The organism is Thiomonas sp. 13-64-67, from assembly GCF_002282795.1.
GTDB lineage: Bacteria > Pseudomonadota > Gammaproteobacteria > Burkholderiales > Burkholderiaceae_C > Thiomonas > Thiomonas arsenitoxydans.
Genome location: NZ_NCKP01000022.1, coordinates 41434 through 57692, shown reverse-complemented (window position 1 = coordinate 57692; position 16259 = coordinate 41434). Strand labels below are relative to the sequence as shown.

Below are 16259 nucleotides of genomic sequence, written 5' to 3'. Positions count from 1 at the left end.
GGCCCCATGCCCCAGACCCGCGAGCACATCCTGCTCGCCCGCCAGGTCGGCGTGCCCTACATCGTCGTGTTCCTCAACAAATGCGACATGGTCGACGACGCCGAACTGCTCGAACTCGTCGAGATGGAAGTGCGCGAGCTGCTGTCCAAGTACGACTTCCCCGGCGACGACACCCCCATCATCAAAGGCTCCGCCAAACTCGCCCTCGAAGGCGACAAAGGCGAACTCGGCGAGAAAGCCATCTTCAACCTCGCCGACGCCCTCGACAGCTACATCCCCACGCCCGAGCGCGCTGTGGACGGTGCCTTCCTCATGCCCGTCGAAGACGTGTTCTCCATCTCCGGGCGCGGCACCGTCGTGACCGGCCGGATCGAGCGCGGCATCATCAAAGTCGGTGAAGAAATCGAAATCGTCGGCATTCGCGCCACGCAAAAAACCACCTGCACCGGCGTCGAAATGTTCCGCAAACTCCTCGACCAAGGCCAAGCCGGTGACAACGTCGGCATCCTGCTGCGCGGCACCAAGCGCGAAGACGTCGAGCGCGGCCAAGTGCTGTGCAAACCCGGCAGCGTCAAGCCCCACACCCACTTCACCGCCGAGATCTACGTGCTCAGCAAAGACGAAGGCGGCCGTCACACCCCCTTCACCGGTGCGGTGGAACTGCCCAAGGACAAGGAAATGGTCATGCCCGGCGACAACGTCAGCATCACCGTCAAGCTCATCGCCCCGATCGCGATGGAAGAGGGTCTGCGCTTCGCCATCCGGGAAGGCGGTCGTACCGTCGGCGCCGGGGTGGTGGCCAAGATCATCGAGTAAATCGTTCAACGGAATCGGCCGACGCCGTTCACTTTAGGCGTCGGCCTTCGCTCTTTGAAGAGAACATCATGCAAAATCAGAAAATCCGTATTCGCCTGAAGGCGTTTGATTACAAGCTGATCGATCAGTCCGCGATGGAGATCGTCGATACCGCCAAGCGTACCGGCGCCATTGTTAAAGGCCCCGTGCCGTTGCCGACGCGCCTGCAGCGGTTTGACATCCTGCGCTCGCCCCACGTCAACAAGACTTCACGCGATCAGTTGGAAATCCGCACCCATTTGCGTCTGATGGACATCGTTGATCCGACGGACAAGACGGTAGATGCTTTGATGAAGCTCGATCTGCCTGCGGGTGTCGATGTGGAAATCAAACTGCAGTGAGCGCACTGCCTTGCAGATCGCAGGGCGGTTGATGTATGATTTAAGGCTTTCTTTCTGGCGAGGCCGGAAAGAGAGTTGGCAGTAAAGTTTGGCAGTAATTGACTCAAGCCGCGTAGCTTGAATCGTTTAAATAACTTACGGGCCTGGCCAATCGTAGCCGGGTAGGAGAAAACAATGAGCTCACATTCAATGGGCCTTGTCACGCGCAAGGTCGGAATGACGCGTGTGTTCACCGACGATGGGGCATCCATCGCCGTCACCGTGCTGGATGCGTCTGGCAACCGGGTGTCGCAGGTGCGCACGCAAGATGTGGATGGCTATAGCGCCGTCCAAGTGGCTTACGGCTCTCGCAAGCCGTCACGCCTTACCAAGGGTCAGGCGGGTCACTTGGCGAAAGCCGGGGTCGAGCCGGCGGAAATCCTCAAGGAATTTGATCTGCCCGCTGAAAAAGCGGCTGATTACGCGCTGGGGGCGACGGTTCCCGCTTCGCTGTTTCAGGTGGGGCAGATGGTCGATGCGCAGGGCGTGTCGATCGGCAAGGGCTTCGCTGGCTCGATCAAGCGCCACAATTTTTCGTCCAACCGCGCCTCTCACGGTAACTCGGTCACCACGCGTGCGCCGGGTTCCATCGGTATGGCGCAGGACCCCGGACGTGTGTTTCCTGGCAAGCGCATGGCGGGTCAGATGGGCAATGAAACCGTGACAGTGCAGAACCTGGAAGTGGTTCGCATCGACGAAGTGCGCCAGCTGATCCTCGTCAAGGGTGCGGTGCCGGGCTCGCGTTCGGGCTTTGTGTTTCTGCGTCCCGCGGTCAAGTCTGCGACAGGAGGTCAGTGATGCAGCTCGATTTCATCAATGCGCAGGGCCAGCCTACTGAGAAGTTTGAGGTCAGCCCCGAGGTGTTTGGGCGTGACTTCAACGAAGATCTGGTTCACCAGATCGTGATCGCTTATCAGGCCAATGCGCGCCTGGGCAACCGTGCCCAGAAAGACCGTGCGGTGGTCAAGCACTCGACGCGCAAGCCCTGGAAGCAAAAGGGTACTGGCCGCGCTCGTGCGGGTATGACGTCGTCGCCGCTGTGGCGTGGAGGCGGCAAGATTTTCCCGAATTCGCCGGCCGAGAACTTCACGCACAAGGTCAACAAAAAGGCCTATCGCGCGGGGATGCGTTCACTGTTTTCGCAACTGGCGCGCGAAGGCCGCCTCGTGGTGGTCGACACTTTCACCGTGGAGGCGCCGAAAACCAAGCTGGTTGCCGAGAAGTGCAAGGCGATGGGCTTCGACTCGGTGATGATCATTGCTGACGGTGCGGACGAAAATCTGTTCCTCGCTGCGCGCAATCTGCCGAATGTTCTGGTGGTCGAGCCGCGTTACGCCGATCCGCTGTCCCTTCTGTTCTACAAGAAGGTCGTGATGACCAAGGGTGCAGTCAGCCAACTTCAGGAGATGCTGTCATGACGCAGGCCGTTCTCAATCCGCAGCGTCTGATGCAGGTGCTCAGCACGCCGGTCATTTCGGAAAAGGCGACGATGGTCGCTGAAAAGCGCAATCAAGTCGTGTTTCGCGTCCTGCGTGATGCGACCAAGCCTGAGATCAAGGCTGCCGTCGAACTGCTGTTCAAGGTCGATGTCGAGTCGGTCCAGGTCGCCAACATCAAGGGCAAGGTCAAGCGCACTGCGCGTGGCACGGGCCGTCGCAATCATGTTAAGAAAGCCTATGTCTGCCTGAAGGCGGGCCAAGAGCTGAATTTCGCGCAGGAGGGTATCTAAATGCCCGTCGTCAAAGTCAAACCGACCTCGGCTGGCCGCCGCGCCGTCGTCAAGGTCTCGCACCCGCATCTGTACAAGGGTGAGCCCGAGCGTTCGCTGCTCGAGCCCCAGTTCCAGAAGGCTGGCCGCAACAACAATGGTCATATCACCACGCGCCATCGCGGCGGTGGTCACAAGCACCATTACCGTGTGGTCGATTTCCGTCGCGACAAGGACGGCATTCCGGCTAAGGTCGAACGTATCGAATACGACCCGAACCGTACCGCGCACATTGCCCTGGTGTGCTACGCCGATGGCGAGCGCCGCTACATCATTGCGCCGCGCAACCTCGAAGTGGGCGCTACGTTGATGAGCGGCTCCGAGGCGCCGATTCGTGCGGGCAACACGCTGCCTATCCGCAATATTCCGGTGGGTTCAACCATTCATTGCATCGAAATGCAGCCTGGCAAGGGTGCCCAGATCGCGCGTTCCGCCGGCGCTTCTGCGGTGCTGCTGGCGCGCGAAGGCATTCACGCTCAAGTGCGTATGCGTTCTGGCGAGGTTCGCCGCATTCACATCGAGTGTCGCGCCACGCTGGGTGAGGTGAGCAACGAAGAGCACAACCTGCGCCAGTATGGCAAGGCAGGCGCCAAGCGTTGGCAAGGCATTCGTCCGACTGTGCGTGGGGTGGCCATGAACCCGGTCGATCACCCGCATGGCGGCGGTGAAGGCAAGACAGGCGAAGGCCGCGTGGCGGTCAGCCCGTGGGGTACGCCGACCAAGGGTTATCGCACCCGCAACAACAAGCGCACGCAGAGCATGATCGTGTCGCGTCGTAAGAAGTAAGGGATAGCACATGGCTCGCTCACTCAAAAAAGGTCCATTCTGCGACCAGCATCTGCTGAAGAAAGTTGAAGCTGCTGTCAGCACCAAAGACAAGCGCCCGGTGAAGACCTGGTCGCGTCGTTCCACCATCCTGCCCGAATTCATCGGCGTGACGATTGCCGTGCACAACGGCAAGCAGCATGTTCCGGTCTATGTGTCCGACCAGATGGTGGGCCACAAGCTTGGCGAATTCGCGCTGACGCGGACATTCAAAGGACATCCCGCCGATAAAAAGGCGAAGAAGTAAGGCAGACACATGGAAACTCGTGCAACCCTACGCGGCGTTCGCCTCTCGGCCCAAAAAGGCCGTCTGGTGGCGGATCTGATTCGCGGTAAAAAAGTGGACTCCGCTTTGAACATCCTGGAGTTCTCGCCCAAGAAGGCATCGGGCATCATCAAGAAAGTTCTGGAGTCGGCTATCGCCAACGCCGAGCACAACGATGGCGCCGATGTGGACGAACTGAAGGTGACTCAGATCATGGTGGAAGAGGGTGCAACCCTCAAGCGCTTCAGTGCGCGCGCCAAAGGTCGTGGCAATCGCATCAGCAAGCCCACCTGCCATATTTACATTCAAGTCGGGAACTGAGGACGTCATATGGGACAGAAAATTCATCCGACCGGTTTCCGTCTGGCCGTCACCCGCGGCTGGGCTTCGCGCTGGTATGCGCCGAGCACCCAGTACGCCAAGATGCTCAGCGAAGACATCATGGTGCGCGAATACCTGGCGAAGCGTTTGAAAAATGCCTCGGTGTCGCGCGTGCTCATCGAGCGCCCGGCCAAGAACGCCCGCATCACCATTTACAGCGCCCGCCCGGGTGTGGTGATCGGCAAAAAAGGCGAAGACATTGAAAATCTGAAGGCCGAACTGGCCAAGCGCTTGGGCGTGCCGGTCGCTGTGGATATCGAAGAAGTGCGCAAGCCCGAGATCGATGCCCAACTGATTGCCGACTCCATCACCCAGCAGCTCGAAAAGCGCATTCAGTTCCGCCGCGCCATGAAACGTGCCATGCAGAATGCCATGCGTATGGGCGCTCAGGGTATCAAGATCATGTCCTCTGGCCGACTGAATGGCATCGAAATTGCTCGGCGTGAGTGGTACCGTGAAGGCCGCGTGCCTCTGCAGACCCTGCGTGCGAATATCGACTACGCGACTTCTGAAGCCAAGACGACCTACGGTGTCATCGGCGTAAAGGTGTGGGTTTACAAGGGCGATACGCCGGCCAAGGGCGCTATCGTCCCGGCCAAGGCCGAGCCCGCGGCCCCCGAGGAAGATCGTCGCAATCGCCGTCCTGGCGCAGCCCGTCCTTCCGGTGCTCGTCGTGCCGCACCGGCTGCCGATGGCGAAAAATCCGTTGCTGTCAAGCGCGTGCGCAAACCGGCTCAGTCCGGTGGTGCAACTGGCGCCTAACGACAGCGCTTAAGGAGAAATTTCATGCTACAACCCGCTCGTCGCAAATACCGCAAAGAGCAAAAAGGCCGCAACACGGGCCTGGCTACACGCGGCGCCACGGTGGCCTTTGGTGAGTTCGGCCTGAAGGCGACCACCCGCGGCCGCATTACCGCTCGCCAGATCGAATCGGCTCGTCGCGCGATTTCCCGTCACGTCAAGCGTGGCGGCCGGATCTGGATCCGTGTGTTCCCGGACAAACCGATTTCCATCAAGCCCGCCGAGGTGCGGATGGGTAACGGCAAGGGCAACCCGGAGTACTACGTTTCGGAAGTCCAGCCCGGTCGCGTGCTGTACGAAATCGAAGGTGTGCCCGAGGCTATCGCGCGCGAAGCGTTTGAGCTGGCTGCCGCCAAGCTGCCGTTCCGCACCATTTTTGTCACGCGCCAGATCGGCGCCTAAGGAGAGCGATTTGAAAACTTCCGCTCAACTCACCGAACTGCGCGCCAAGGATATTCCGGCGCTGCAGACCGAACTCGACAGTCTGCTCAAGGCCCACTTCAATCTGCGTATGCAGAAGGGCACGCAGCAGCTTCAGAATACGTGCCAGCTGGGTAACACCAAGCGCGCCATTGCGCGGGTCCGTACCCTGATTCAAGAAAAGAAGGCCAAGGGTTAAGCCATGACTGAACAAAAGAAAGTGCAGCGCACGCTGGTCGGCCGTGTGGTCAGCGACAAGCGGCAGAAGACGGTCACCGTTCTGGTCGAGCGCCGTATTCAGCACCCGATCTATGGCAAGTTGATTGCGCGCTCCAAGAAGTACAGCGCGCACGACGAGTCGGGCCAGTACCACCTGAACGATGTGGTCGAGATCGCGGAATCGCGTCCGATCTCCAAGACCAAGGCGTGGGTGGTCAGTCGTCTGATCACCAAAGGTCAGGTGATCTGATCGCAGTTATCTTCTGCTGATTTGCGTTTTTCAGCCCCTTTTGCGTTTGTTGCGCAGAGGGTGGCTGTATAAATAGATCAGGGCCCGTCGCCCGTTTGTTCCGCCAGATGCGGAGCAGGCGGGCGACGGGCTTTTTGCACTGTTCTTTTTTCCGATCGTCTCACGCCGTCAGAATTGCTTGCACGTCTTGCCTCTGCATACCCGCACAGGATGTACGGTACGCGCGCAACGGACTACAGTGTGTTGAGGGCCCTGACGGCCCCGGCTGATGCCGCCAAGGCTCACAAGGACAAGGCGGTCTCGGCTGAACAACAACACAGCACAGGAGACACAATGAAAACGCCCAAGGCCAAAGAACAGGTAACCGCACCGCCGGTCTGCACGCTGTCGTATATCCATCCCGAGCCGGACAGCCCCTGGCTGACCTATCTGGCCCAGGTCGATCGGGTACTGCCTCATCTGGGGCATTTGGCCCGTTGGGGAGAAACCTTGAAGCGCCCGAAGCGCGCGCTCATCGTCGATGTGCCAATCGAGATGGACGATGGCTCGGTGCGGCACTTCGAGGGCTACCGCGTGCAGCACAACCTGTCGCGCGGACCGGGCAAAGGCGGCGTGCGCTATCACCCCAATGTCACGCTGGAGGAGGTGATGGCGTTGTCGGCCTGGATGACCATCAAGAACGCCGCCGTTGGCCTGCCTTACGGCGGAGCGAAAGGGGGCATTCGGGTGACCCCTTCAGAGCTGTCGCGCAAGGAGCTTGAGCGGCTGACCCGCCGCTATACCAGCGAAATCGGCATCATCATCGGGCCGCAGCAGGATATTCCCGCGCCCGACGTCAACACCAACGGTCAGATCATGGCCTGGATGATGGACACCTATTCCATGAACGTGGGCGCCACCGCCACCGGGGTGGTGACGGGCAAGCCGATTCAGCTCGGAGGTTCTCTCGGTCGGGTCAAGGCCACGGGGCGCGGCGTGTTCGTGACCGGCAGTGAGGCCATCAGGCGCCTGGGCCTTGACGTGAAAAGTTTGAGGATCGCTGTACAGGGCTTCGGCAACGTGGGCGGCACAGCGGCGGAGTTGTTCGCGCAAGCGGGTGCGAAGATCGTGGCAGTGCAGGATCACACCGGCACGATCATTCATGAACAAGGATTGGATGTGGCGGCATTGCTGCGTCATGTCAGCAGTCATGGCGGCGTCGCCGGATTCTCGGGCGCACAAAAAGCCGACGATGAAGCGTTCTGGGATGTGCGCTGTGATGTGTTGATTCCCGCCGCCCTCGAAGGGCAGGTGACGGCCGAGCGCGCCCGCAAAACCACCGCCAAGCTCATACTCGAAGGCGCGAACGGCCCGACCTTGCCCGGCGCAGACGATGTCTGTGCAAGCCGGGGCATTCTTGTCGTCCCCGACGTGATTTGCAATGCGGGTGGCGTGACGGTTTCGTACTTCGAATGGGTGCAAGACTTTTCGAGCTTCTTCTGGGATGAAGACGACATCAACGCCCGCCTCGACAAAATTCTGGGCAATGCCTTGGCCCGGATTTGGGATACCGCAGACCAACTAAAAATCAGCCTGAGAACGGCCGCATTCGTGGTGGCTTGCGAGCGAGTGCTGCAAGCGCGCGAAGAACGCGGCCTTTATCCCTGAAGTCGACTGTCAGCGCCCGGCCCTGGGCGCTCAGAGCTTGGGGCGCGCCACGACGCCGTCATCCAATGACGGCAGCGTCGTGGCCGGGCGGCCCCAGGCTGCGCGTAAACCGTCCAGCAGAAACACGGCAAGGCCCACCCAGACCAGGCCGAATCCGATCATCTTTGCGGCTGCAAAGGGTTCGTGATAAAGCCAGACGCCTAGTGCCAGCTGCAGAGTGGGGGTGATGTACTGCAAAACCCCCAGCAAGGTCATCGACATGCGGCGAGCGCCCGCAGCGAACAGCAGCAGGGGGATGGTGGTGACCGGGCCTGCGGCCACCAGCAGCCAGCGCGTAGAGAGGTCGGCGGAGGCGAACGCGTTCATGCCCTGGGTACTCAACCAGAACAGATAGGCCACAGCCAGCGGGAATAGCACCGCGGTCTCCACGGCGAGGCCTTCAAGCGCGCCCAGCGGCGCGGTCTTTCTGAGCAGCGCGTAGCTGCCGAAGGTGAGCGCCAGGCTGAGACTGATCCAAGGCACATGGCCGACCTCGATCGCCATGACCGTCACGCCCGCCGCAGCAATGGCCAGAGCGACCCACTGCAGACCGCGCAGACGCTCATGCAGAAGAACCGATCCGAGGGCCACGTTGACCAAGGGATTGATGTAGTAGCCCAGGCTTGCGTCCACCACATGGTTGCTGTTCACCGCCCAGATATAGATGCCCCAATTGCTCGAAAGGAGTACGGCACTGAGCGCAAAGCGGGCGAGCAGGGCGGGCTGTTCACGCAGCAGCCGCATCCACGACCAGCGCTTGAGAACCGCCAGCAGCAAAGCGACAAAAAGCAGCGACCACGCCATGCGGTGCGCGAGGATCTGCAGGGAGGGAACCTGTTCGAGCGCCTTGAAGTAAAGCGGAAACAGGCCCCAGATGACGTACGCCGTCAGGGCGTAAACAACGCCGGAATTCATGTGAACGGATGGTTTATTTTGGGCTTGCCGATCACAGATATCGGTAAGCCGGGCTGCACACTGTAGCTGCAGCCGTGAGGATTTGCAGCGCGCGCGGCGCGGCAGCAAAGGAAGGCTCAGACGTTGAACAGAAAATGCAGCACGTCGCCGTCCTTGACGATGTAGTCCTTGCCTTCGGCCCGCATCTTGCCCGCGTCTTTGGCGCCCTGCTCGCCGCCGTACCGGATGAAATCGTCAAACGCGATGGTCTGGGCGCGGATGAAGCCCCGCTCGAAATCGGTGTGAATCACTGCGGCGGCCTGCGGCGCGGTCGCGCCGACATGCACGGTCCAAGCCCGCACTTCCTTCACCCCGGCGGTGAAATAAGTCTGCAACCCAAGAAGTTTGTAGGCAGAGCGAATGAGGCGGTTCAGTCCGGGTTCTTCCTGTCCGAGGTCGGCGAGAAACGCTTGTTTTTCTTCGGCATCAAGCCCGGCGAGTTCGCTCTCCAGCTTGGCGCAGATGGCCACGACTGGGGCGTTTTCCTGGGCCGCATACTCGCGCAGCCGGTCCAGGTGGGGGTTGTTGTCGAAGCCATCCTCCATCACGTTGCCGACGAACATGGCCGGCTTGGCGGTGATGAGGCATAGCGGAGCGATCAGGGCCAGCTCTTCGGCGCTGAGCCCCAGGGCGCGCACCGGGCGGGCTTCGTTGAGCGCGGGGATGATGCGCTCGAGCAGATCGGCAACGCGCTTGGCATCTTTGTCGCCGGAGCGCCCCTGTTTGTTCATACGGTGCAGACTTTTCTCGGCCGTGCCCAGATCGGCCAGGCAGAGTTCGGTCTGGATCACGGCGATGTCCGAGATCGGGTCCACCCGGCCGGCGACGTGAATCACATTCGGGTCTTCAAAGCAGCGCACCACGTTGATGATGGCGTCGGTCTCGCGGATGTGCGCCAAAAACTGGTTGCCCAGCCCCTCGCCCTGGCTCGCGCCAGCCACGAGTCCGGCGATATCGACGAACTCGACCACTGCGGGCAGGACGCGCTGCGGCTTGACGATAGCGGCGAGCTGATCGAGCCGCGGATCGGGCAATTCGACAATGCCGGTGTTGGGCTCGATGGTGCAGAAGGGATAGTTTTCCGCCGGTATGGCGCTTTGGGTCAGCGCATTGAAGAGGGTGGACTTGCCCACGTTGGGCAAGCCCACGATGCCGCATTTCAGGCTCATGGTGTGGGGATGGATGAGCGCGCGCAGGTCGCGCGCGAAGCCAAGGATTGTAGGGGGCCGCCTAATGTTCGATGTGCACCCGCAGCCCCGCAACCCATTGATGACCGGATTTGCCACCGGGGTTCTGAATGTGCTGGATGTCGGGCTGCAGGTAGAGATGGCGGGCGAGTTGCAGCGAGTAAACCGCCTCGACCACGGTTTCGCTGGGCAGCGCCTGCAAACGCGCCTGTGCTACGCCCAAGGTGAGCACGTCGGCAGGGCGGGCGGCGTTCAGCCCCTGAATCCGCACGCCCGCACCGAGATAGCCTTGTACCGGGTTGGACGCAGCCGGGCTCCAGCCGCCTTGCAGGAAAGCGGCCCAATCGCGTCGGTCGGCGTCTTTCCAGCGCCATTCATTCACCGCATACAAGCCGCTGCTATCGGGGCCGTAGGCTGAAGTGCTTTGCTGCAGATGCCAAGCGCCCAGTTTCAGCGTGCCCTGCGTGTGTTCGGCCTCGCCCCAGGAGCGATCAGCCTCGGCGATCCACAGCGCGCCGCGATGGAGGGCGCCCGTCATGCCCGGAGGGTCGCCCTGCCACACGCCCGCTTGCGCCGACCAGCCGTTGCCCAAGGCGAGCCCGCCCATCAGCCCCAGGCCGGGATTGGGGTAGGTGGCGATATTGGCATTGGAGGTCAGCGTCGGGGCGATGCCGAATGAGGCATTGTGCAAATGGCCGGCCACGCCTGTGGTGTCGAACGTATTGTTCACGTCCATGATGCCGCCCTGCACAAAGCCCGGGCCGAACTGCTGGCGGTAGCTGAGCTGATAGACACGAAGGAAATTGGGCGCCCAGAGGTTGCTCGGCAACTGCACCGTGTTGGTCACCGTTTGCAGATTGCCATGGCTGCGCAGGCCCATGAGCATGAGGTCGAACTGGCCGCCCTGCCACCAGCCGGCCTGCGCTGTGTCCAGAGTGAGTGCAGCTTGAAAGGCGGCCACCGAGACGGCCTGGCGCGCGCCCTTGCCGCCGATGACCCCCAGCGTTTCTGCGTCGAGGTGCAAAGACGTGCTCAAACCCTGGTTCCAGGTTTGGCTCGGGGGCGTGATAGGGGCGGTATAGGGCGCAAGCTGCAGACCACTGTCGGTGGTCTGCGCCCAAACGGGAGCGAGTGCAGCGGCGGCGACGACCCCGGCAACTGGAAAAAAGCGCAAACAGTTCATCGGCAAGATTCGCAAATAATAACAACTCTTATTTGCGATTATGCCTGAGCCGTCTGGACACGATCCGCCACCAATCGGCCATCGAGCATTTCCAGCACCCGGTCGCAGCGTGCGGCGATGCGCGGGTCGTGCGTCACCAGCAGCACCGCGCAGCCGAAAGACTGGTTGAAGCGGCGGAACAGCGCGAACACCTCGTCGGCGGCGCGTGAGTCGAGGTTGCCGGTGGGCTCGTCGGCCAGCAGGATGGGCGGGCGGATCATCAGCGCCCGGGCGATGGCCACCCGCTGCTGCTGGCCGCCGGAGAGTTCGGTCGGGCGTTTGTGAGCGTGCATCGCCAGCCCGACGGCGTCGAGCAGTTCGAGGGCGCGCTCGCGCGTGGCGGCATCGGGCTTTGCACCGCCGAGCAGCGCGGGCATCATCACGTTGTCGATCACGCTGAAGGCGTTGATGAGGTGGTGGAACTGGAACACGAAGCCCAGCGAGCGGCCGCGCAGGGCGGTACGTTCGGTATCGTTCAAATCCACGGTGGGGCGGCCCTGCACATGAATTTCGCCGCGGGTGGGCGTATCGAGCAGGCCGATGAGGTTGAGCAGGGTGCTCTTGCCCGAACCGGACGGGCCGATGAGTGCGGCAAACTCTCCGCCCTGCAGCGTGAGGTCGATGCCGTGCAACACCTCCACTTCGAGCGGCGTGCCCACGCCATAGGCCTTGCGCAGGCCGTCAAGGCGCAGCACAGGGGGCGGGGATGGGGTGACGGCGCTGTTCATCGCAGGGGTCAGACGGTGCGAATGGCCTCGACCGGATCGAGGTGCGACGCCCTCCGCGCCGGTGCGAATGCGGCGACGATGCCCGCCAGCGTGGCGATCAGCATGGCCTGCGGCACCAGCCAGGGGCTGATGGTGACCGGAAACAATCGCGGCCCCGAGGTGTTGAACACATACACCAGACTCACCCCGAGCAGCGCGCCGATGGTGGAGCCGATCAGCCCGAGCACCCCGCCCTGGATGAGAAACACCGACATCATGCGCAGCCGGGTGGCGCCCATGGCGCGCAGGATGCCGATTTCGCGTGTGCGCTGCACCACGCTGACCGCCAGCACGCTGGCGATGCCCAGCGCCACCGACAGGGCGATGGAAAGGCGGATGATGTTGGTGGACAGCGACTGTGAGCGCAGCGCGTTGAGCAACTGGCTGTTGGTCGTCATCCAGCTTTCGGCCTTGACGTCGAAGGTACGGGCGATGCGTGCGGCAATCGCCTGCGCGCTGAACAGATCGTGCACGCTCAGGTCGATTTCAGTGGTCGAGCCTGGCAAGCCCAACAGCGTTTGCGCCTGCTGCAGGCCGAGATAAACCTGGCGCTCGTCCACGTCCCGCACGCCGATGGTGAAAATGCCCGCCACGCGGAACGCCTGCGCCTGGCCCGAGGGGCCGGTCAGGCGCAGCGTGTCGCCGATGCTCAGGCCGAGATCGGAGGCCAGCCGCGAGCCGATGAGGATTTTTTCCGCGCCCACGGCAAACTGTCCGGCAACGATGTCGGTATTGATGGGAATGATGTGCACATAGCTCGATGGCTCGATGCCAAGAATGGCCACTGCGCGCACCGCATTGCCGCGCTGGGCAAATGCCGGGCCCGATACCACGGGGGTGGCCGCCTTCACGTCGGGCATGCCGCGGATGGCATGCAGCACAGCGGCGGCATTGTCGATGCCGCGAAGGCGCTGCGGTCGCGGGTCGATGCGCGACAAATACGTGGTGTCGGGCGCGGACGGCGGGGTCAGCGGCACCAGATCGGGCGCCTTCACCACGATCTGCGGCTGGCTGCCCAGGGTGCGGTTGACGATATTGCCTTGCAGCCCGGTGACCAGCGCGGTGATGAACACGATCACCGCCGAGCCCACGGCAATGCCGATGAGAATGAGCAGCGACTGCGCGCGGCCATCGCGCAAAAACTGCAGGGCGATATTCCAGGACAGGCGCATGGGCGAAGCGGCTCGCGGTCTCAGCGGCTCGGCATGGGCAGATCGTTGCCCGAAGCCGCCGAACTGGCAGCGGCGCTGGGCAGCGGCAGCGTCTGCAACCGTACGCGCTCTCCCGGCGCCACACTATTGCCCGCCAGGACCGACTCGCCAGAGGACAGGCCGGAGACCACCTGCGTCAGCGTCAGCCCTTGCAGCCCCAGCTTGACCTGCTGCGCCTGCGCCCGGCCGCCCCGCAGCACCAGCACCGTGGCCTGATCGCCGTTCACGCTGCGCAGCGCGTCGTTGGGCACGACCAGGGTATTGCGCCGCTGCGCGGTGACGATGTCCGCCGACACCGTCATGTCCTGCTTGAGCCAGGCAGGCGGGGAGGGCACGCGCAGGCGCACTTCCAGAGTGCCCGTGGTGCGGTCGACCTGCGGCGCGAGAAAACTCACCTGCGCGGCGAAGCTGCGGTCGGGGTAAGCATCCGCCACACACTGCGCCTGCTGCCCGATCTGCAGATTGCCAATGCTTTGTTCGTTGACCGGCAGCAGGATTTCCGTCGCCCCGTCCATCGCCAGAGTAAAAAGCGTCTGCCCGGGCGTGACCGTATCGCCCACTTCCACATTGCGCGCCAGCACCACGCCCGACACCCCGGCGCGCACCTCATTGCGCGCATTCACCGCGCTGGCGGCATTGAGCGCGGCTTCAAGCACGCGCTGTTGTGCGCCGCCGGGCGCTACGGCGTTGTAAGCCGCCTGGGCGCTGTCGCGCTGCTGGCGGGCGTTTCGCAGGGCGGTCTGCGCCTGTTCGAGTTGCTGCGCCGAGCCGCCTCCCGCGTCGAACACCCCCTGAGCGCGTTTCAGGTCGCGCTCAGCCTGCTCGACCTGCACTTTGGCCTGCGCCAGCGCGGCGGCGGCCTGCGGACGTGATTGTTCAACCAGCTGGCGCAGCGCCGCCCGCGCCTGGTCGAGCTGGGCCGAGGTCTGGTCGGCTCGCAGTTCCAGCAACACTTGCCCGGCCTTGACATGCGCGCCGCGATCGACCAGCCGTTTCACCACGGTGCCGGTGATTTCGCTCGCCACCTGCACCCTGGACGGGGTGATCACATAGCCGGTGGCCACCACGTTTTGCACCAGATTGCGGGTTTCGATTTTGTAGCCGGGCACGACGGGCGGACGGCTGCGCCACCACAGCACGGCGGCCGCAATGGCCAGTGCGAGCAGCACCCAAAGCAGGCGCTGCCAGGGAAATCGGGAGGTTTTGGACGGGGCGGGCATGAGTTGAACGGCGGAGATTTTCGACGCCCGGAGTGGCGTCCGGGCGAAAATTGAACATCATAGAGAGGAGATAAGTGCTGCGCTGCGGGGTTTGCTCGCTGCCGCAGGCGCTGTTGCGCTGCGACAAAGTGCGCAACCATTTTGAGGTCAGAAAACGCCCGCGCTTGCCAGCAAGTGCCCGTTCTGCTTCAATCAAAGCCTCCAGAAGCAGAACGCTATCACCTCACCATGACCGCAAACCGCTTGTTTTTTGGTTTTTGGTATTTCTCGCACCGCACCGGCGGAGGGAGAGGCTGAAGCGCGACCCACAAACGCAGCTCACAAATCCTCAAAAACCGCCGGCCCAGCCCGGCGGTTTTTTTTCGGGCTGGTGTGGCGAAAAGCACGCGGTGCAAACCCCCATGTACGAAGCCCATACCCCAAGTGATCTTGCCGTTGCCTCGGCGGCGGCCTCCCTGTCCTCAATGCTTGCTGGAGAAATTCCGATGCCGTCCAAATCCGCCGCAGAAACCTTGCACAAACCGCAGGAGGACAAGACCTCCCGCACCGACAACGCCCGCATCAAGCACATCGTGCCCCTGCCGCCGCCTGAGCATCTGATCCGCTTCTTTCCCATCGCCGATACCCCGGTGGAAGCGCTGGTGGCAGATACCCGCCACGCTCTGCATCGCATCATCCACGGCGAGGACGACCGGCTGTTGCTCATCATCGGCCCGTGCTCGATCCACGACCCCAAGGCTGCGCTCGACTACGCCCAGCGGCTGGCCGTGTTGCGAAAACAACACGCGGGCGAGCTGGAAATCGTCATGCGGGTGTATTTCGAAAAACCGCGCACCACGGTGGGCTGGAAGGGGCTGATCAACGATCCGTATCTGGACGAGAGTTTCCGCATCGATGAAGGGCTGCGCATCGCCCGCGAGGTGCTGATCGACATCAACCGCTTGGGCGTGCCTGCGGGCAGCGAATTTCTCGACGTGATTTCGCCGCAGTACATCGCCGATCTCATCTCCTGGGGCGCCATTGGCGCGCGCACCACCGAAAGCCAGGTGCACCGCGAGCTGGCTTCGGGGCTGTCGGCGCCGATCGGTTTCAAGAACGGTACCGATGGCAGTCTGCGCATCGCCATCGACGCGATTCATGCTGCGCGTCGGCCGCACTCGTTTCTGTCGGTACACAAGAACGGCCAAGTAGCCATCGTGCAGACCCGCGGCAATAAGGACACCCACGTCATTCTGCGCGGCGGCAAGACGCCGAACTACGACGCCGCCAGCGTGCGCGAGGCCTGCGCCGCACTCGAGGAGGCCAAGCTCGACTGCCGCCTGATGATCGACTGTTCGCATGCCAACAGCGCCAAGCAGCACATGCGTCAGCTCGACGTGGCGCGCGACATCGCCGCGCAACTGGCTGCTGGTGAGCGCTGCATTTTCGGCGTCATGGCCGAGAGCCATCTGCACGGCGGGGCGCAAAAGTTCACCGCAGGCAAGGACGATCCGTCCAAGCTGCAGTACGGCCAAAGCATCACCGACGCCTGCCTGCCGTGGGACGATTCGGTCGAGCTGATGCAGGTGTTGGCCGACGGCGTGAAGGCGCGTCGCAAACACAAGTCAGCGAAGTAAGCTTTTGCTTTTCATGCAACCGTAGGAGACCCCATGCCCGCCATCCGTATCGACCTTTTTGAGGGCCGCAGCCCCGAGGTGAAAAAACAGCTGATTGAAGCCATCACGCAGGCCGTGGTGGACACGCTCAAGTGTTCGCCCGACGCGGTGGACATCATTCTCAACGAGGTGCCCAAGTCGCACTGGGCCACCGGCGGCAAGCTGTGGAGCGAGCCGCGCGAGTGAACGTCCA

The 16259-nt window shown here is 62.5% G+C and carries 21 protein-coding genes; 15 read left to right on the top strand and 6 right to left on the bottom strand.

Going from position 1 to position 16259, the window contains the following annotated elements:
* From B7X30_RS07795 to B7X30_RS07735, 13 genes are all read left to right on the top strand, one after another.
* On the top strand, positions 1-816 hold an 816-nt coding region (locus B7X30_RS07795; protein WP_286730125.1), incomplete at its 5' end, for an elongation factor Tu.
* A gap of 68 nt (positions 817-884) precedes the next feature.
* The gene (rpsJ, locus tag B7X30_RS07790; RefSeq protein ID WP_013107280.1) at positions 885-1196 is read left to right on the top strand and encodes a 30S ribosomal protein S10; all 312 of its coding nucleotides are present in this window, start codon (positions 885-887) and stop codon (positions 1194-1196) included.
* Positions 1197-1370: 174 nt separating this feature from the next.
* Complete coding sequence (gene rplC / locus B7X30_RS07785; RefSeq protein WP_286730124.1) at positions 1371-2033, top strand: 50S ribosomal protein L3; 663 nt, start codon at positions 1371-1373, stop codon at positions 2031-2033.
* Positions 2033-2653: a 50S ribosomal protein L4 gene (gene rplD, locus B7X30_RS07780; protein ID WP_286730123.1), complete on the top strand. Its 621-nt coding sequence runs from the start codon at positions 2033-2035 to the stop codon at positions 2651-2653. Before rplC ends, rplD begins: the two co-directional genes overlap by 1 nt.
* Positions 2650-2964, top strand: a complete 315-nt coding sequence (gene rplW / locus B7X30_RS07775) for a 50S ribosomal protein L23 (protein ID WP_013124320.1) — start codon at positions 2650-2652, stop codon at positions 2962-2964. Before rplD ends, rplW begins: the two co-directional genes overlap by 4 nt.
* Positions 2965-3789, top strand: coding sequence for a 50S ribosomal protein L2 (gene rplB / locus B7X30_RS07770; RefSeq protein ID WP_013107276.1), 825 nt, complete (start codon positions 2965-2967; stop codon positions 3787-3789).
* Between the two features lie 10 nt (positions 3790-3799).
* On the top strand, positions 3800-4075 hold the full coding sequence (rpsS, locus tag B7X30_RS07765) for a 30S ribosomal protein S19 (protein WP_013107275.1): 276 nt from the start codon (positions 3800-3802) through the stop codon (positions 4073-4075).
* A 9-nt stretch (positions 4076-4084) separates the two neighbouring features.
* Positions 4085-4414, top strand: a complete 330-nt coding sequence (gene rplV, locus B7X30_RS07760; RefSeq protein ID WP_013107274.1) for a 50S ribosomal protein L22 — start codon at positions 4085-4087, stop codon at positions 4412-4414.
* Positions 4415-4423: 9 nt separating this feature from the next.
* Complete coding sequence (gene rpsC, locus B7X30_RS07755) at positions 4424-5236, top strand: 30S ribosomal protein S3 (protein WP_276729681.1); 813 nt, start codon at positions 4424-4426, stop codon at positions 5234-5236.
* A 24-nt stretch (positions 5237-5260) separates the two neighbouring features.
* Positions 5261-5677, top strand: a complete 417-nt coding sequence (rplP, locus tag B7X30_RS07750) for a 50S ribosomal protein L16 (RefSeq protein WP_013107272.1) — start codon at positions 5261-5263, stop codon at positions 5675-5677.
* 10 nt (positions 5678-5687) lie between these two features.
* Entirely contained in the window at positions 5688-5894 is a 207-nt protein-coding gene (gene rpmC / locus B7X30_RS07745) for a 50S ribosomal protein L29 (protein WP_013107271.1), read from the top strand.
* A 3-nt stretch (positions 5895-5897) separates the two neighbouring features.
* Positions 5898-6164, top strand: coding sequence for a 30S ribosomal protein S17 (rpsQ, locus tag B7X30_RS07740; RefSeq protein WP_013107270.1), 267 nt, complete (start codon positions 5898-5900; stop codon positions 6162-6164).
* A 333-nt stretch (positions 6165-6497) separates the two neighbouring features.
* The gene (locus B7X30_RS07735) at positions 6498-7811 is read left to right on the top strand and encodes a Glu/Leu/Phe/Val family dehydrogenase (RefSeq protein ID WP_286730122.1); all 1314 of its coding nucleotides are present in this window, start codon (positions 6498-6500) and stop codon (positions 7809-7811) included.
* A 30-nt stretch (positions 7812-7841) separates the two neighbouring features.
* Here the strand turns inward: B7X30_RS07735 and rarD are convergent, their stop codons facing one another.
* The 6 genes from rarD to B7X30_RS07705 all read right to left on the bottom strand — a co-directional run bounded on the left by rarD (position 7842) and on the right by B7X30_RS07705 (position 14411).
* On the bottom strand, positions 7842-8765 hold the full coding sequence (gene rarD / locus B7X30_RS07730; RefSeq protein WP_286730121.1) for an EamA family transporter RarD: 924 nt from the start codon (positions 8763-8765) through the stop codon (positions 7842-7844).
* A gap of 116 nt (positions 8766-8881) precedes the next feature.
* The gene (ychF, locus tag B7X30_RS07725; protein ID WP_013107267.1) at positions 8882-9973 is read right to left on the bottom strand and encodes a redox-regulated ATPase YchF; all 1092 of its coding nucleotides are present in this window, start codon (positions 9971-9973) and stop codon (positions 8882-8884) included.
* A gap of 61 nt (positions 9974-10034) precedes the next feature.
* Positions 10035-11174 carry a carbohydrate porin gene (locus B7X30_RS07720; protein WP_286730120.1) on the bottom strand — a complete coding sequence of 380 codons (1140 nt, stop codon included), beginning with the start codon at positions 11172-11174 and terminating at the stop codon, positions 10035-10037.
* A gap of 38 nt (positions 11175-11212) precedes the next feature.
* Positions 11213-11941, bottom strand: a complete 729-nt coding sequence (locus B7X30_RS07715; protein ID WP_286730119.1) for an ABC transporter ATP-binding protein — start codon at positions 11939-11941, stop codon at positions 11213-11215.
* Positions 11942-11949: 8 nt separating this feature from the next.
* The gene (locus tag B7X30_RS07710) at positions 11950-13152 is read right to left on the bottom strand and encodes an ABC transporter permease (protein ID WP_286730118.1); all 1203 of its coding nucleotides are present in this window, start codon (positions 13150-13152) and stop codon (positions 11950-11952) included.
* Between the two features lie 20 nt (positions 13153-13172).
* Complete coding sequence (locus B7X30_RS07705) at positions 13173-14411, bottom strand: efflux RND transporter periplasmic adaptor subunit (RefSeq protein ID WP_286730117.1); 1239 nt, start codon at positions 14409-14411, stop codon at positions 13173-13175.
* A 485-nt stretch (positions 14412-14896) separates the two neighbouring features.
* Between B7X30_RS07705 and B7X30_RS07700 the strand changes: the two genes are divergently transcribed.
* Positions 14897-16027: a 3-deoxy-7-phosphoheptulonate synthase gene (locus B7X30_RS07700; RefSeq protein WP_276729671.1), complete on the top strand. Its 1131-nt coding sequence runs from the start codon at positions 14897-14899 to the stop codon at positions 16025-16027.
* A 33-nt stretch (positions 16028-16060) separates the two neighbouring features.
* Entirely contained in the window at positions 16061-16252 is a 192-nt protein-coding gene (locus B7X30_RS07695) for a 4-oxalocrotonate tautomerase (protein ID WP_276705827.1), read from the top strand.
* Positions 16253-16259: the final 7 nt, after the last annotated feature.